This is a genomic window from Flavobacterium sp. RSP49, from assembly GCF_003968735.1.
GTDB lineage: Bacteria > Bacteroidota > Bacteroidia > Flavobacteriales > Flavobacteriaceae > Flavobacterium.
On sequence record NZ_RYDN01000065.1, the window covers coordinates 1 to 2,365 of the forward strand.

Below are 2,365 nucleotides of genomic sequence, written 5' to 3' on the forward strand. Positions count from 1 at the left end.
GTTTTTACCTTGCCCGATAGTATTAATTCTCTAGCAATATATCAACCTAAAATAGTGTACGATACTTTGTTTGAAGCTACTTGGGAAACGCTTCAAACTTTTGGCAAAGCCAAGGAAATGCAAATGGGAATGATAGCGGTTTTGCACACTTGGGGACAGCAATTGAGTGTGCATCCACACCTGCATTGCATTGTTCCCGGTGGTGGCGTGAATAAAAACGGACAGTGGCAAAATAGCAGAACCGATGGTAAATTCTTGTTTCCTGTCAAGGCATTATCGAAAGTCTTTAGGGCTAAATATTGCGCCAAACTCAAAGCAAAATTACCTATCCAATACGAACAAATCCGGCGGGATTTATGGCGTAAGCCTTGGGTTGTATTTGCTAAGAAACCTTTTGGAAGTCCAAAATCAGTGGTGGAATATTTGGGAAGATACACTCACAAAATCGCCATTAGCAATCAAAGAATCAAAAGTATAGACAATGAAAACGTGACTTTTGAGTACAAGGATTACCGAGTGGCTGGAGCCAAAAAGTTGATGACACTCACGCACAAAGAGTTTATTCGCCGATTTTCATTGCATATTTTGCCCAAACGTTTTGTAAAAATAAGGCATTATGGTTTTTTGAGCAGCACTTGGAAGCGACAAAAGCTGAAACTTTTACAGGAAAAACTTAGGGTAAAAGTTTTAGAAAAAGTAGAAAAGAAGCCCTTTTTACCCAAGTGTCCGTGTTGTAAAACAGGAAATTTACACCGAATAGCAGTCTTTGACCAGCGTGGTCCACCTGCTTGGTATCTTGGCGGTAGCCAAAACACCATTCCTTGTAAAAGCTAAATTATGGGTAAGGGAACTTGTGTTCAAAAGTGAAGGAAAACACGAAAAAAACCAAACTAAAACCACGCTACAAAAAAAGAGGCTCGCTTGCCTCTTGTAATTCTCTCTAAAAACTTTACGACAACTCCATAGTATTAACGGACGTACAATCGGTTCCGTTCAACCCGGGTTTCATTGTTCGTGCTGCGCACGCAACGAATCCCTAGCTGTTGGCAGACGTATTTTATTTGATTCTATTCAATTCAATTTGTCCATATACTGCTTGGATTGCCTCAAAAACCTCATTTTGATTTTCGATTTCTGTCCAACCTTTATTTGCTAATTCAATTCTAACTTCTTGTTCAGATTTTCCTTTTACAAATTGATAATAAGAATAATCTAAAACTTCTGTTGGTATTCTTTCCAATTGGTAAGAAGTTATAGTTGAAACTAATCTCAAATAGGCAATAGCATATGTTAAACCTAATTGAAGAATCCAACTTATAATTAATCCAATCCAACCTGTATTTAATGTTTTGATTGTTAGTCCTTCAGTAAATCTAATTTTCATAAACTCAAGAAAACCAATTCTATCATAGTTGTTTTCTCTTAAAATAATTTCATATTGAAAATATTGATTAGATAAATATGTAATAATTATCATTGCAATCAATAAAAAATTTAATTTTTGAAAATCAGTAAAATTTGATGTTTTTATCAATAGTTTTAATGCAAAAGCAATTGCTATACCAACCAAAAATTCAAACAAACCAATAAAGTATATTCCGCGAATTGAAACTTCTGCTATTACAAACCCAAGAATTAGTGAAGTTATTATTCCTCCAATGGTTGGAATTAAAAAATTTGGTTTTTTAGATTCTAAAGGTTTAGGTAATATTTCAGGAATTACATAATCATCCCAATTATTTTTCTTTTCAGTCTCCTTTTCAAGTTGATTTAAAGCGTTTCGGTCAAATTCGTTTTCGGTTTCTTTTAAAGCGTGTATAAATAATTTTACTCTTTTTGAGTTTCTGCCATTATCCCACATTTCATTTCCTAAAGATTCACTTTTCACTTCTAAACTACCAAAATTATAAGTAGCTGTAATTATTTCGGTCCATTGTTCAATTCCTAATGCTTTTTCTTTACGTTTTGCTTCTATCTTATTTTCATCTTTGAAAACAATATCCCAGTCTAATTTTTGAAATGTTTTTTCAGCAATTGGAATAAAAACAGTTTTATTAAGAGAAGTTCTAACTTCTTCTTTATAATTCGGTGTCCAATTAAAACTATGTTTCTTTTTAATAGTTTTCTCGTAAATTTTTAATTTTTCTTCCATTTATTTTTTTGCGGTTTTTCGGGGAATATGTCTGCCAACGTTCCCGCGCTACAAGCAGTTTGGGACTAAATTAAGCCCATTCTTCGGATTTGCCAAATCTTTCAAATACAAAACCAATTTCAAATTATGCCTAATACCCAAATTGCTTGTAGCGTGTGTTGAACTAAACCTTCGGTAGCACCATTGTAGATTTTGATTATCTTACGAAGATAA

The 2,365-nt window shown here is 33.7% G+C and carries 2 protein-coding genes; one reads left to right on the forward strand and one right to left on the reverse strand.

Features of this window, described 5'->3' with window-relative positions:
* The coding region (locus EKM02_RS14650) for a transposase (protein ID WP_126456420.1) at window positions 1-834 on the forward strand (834 nt) is incomplete at its 5' end.
* 223 nt (window positions 835-1,057) lie between these two features.
* Here EKM02_RS14650 and EKM02_RS14655 read toward each other — a convergent pair.
* On the reverse strand, window positions 1,058-2,152 hold the full coding sequence (locus EKM02_RS14655) for a hypothetical protein (protein ID WP_126456422.1): 1,095 nt from the start codon (window positions 2,150-2,152) through the stop codon (window positions 1,058-1,060).
* Window positions 2,153-2,365: the final 213 nt, after the last annotated feature.

Coding starts and splice junctions, on each gene's coding strand:
- EKM02_RS14655 (WP_126456422.1), bottom strand. CDS start 2,152: ATGGAAGAAAAATTAAAAATTTACGAGAAAACTATTAAAAAGAAACAT.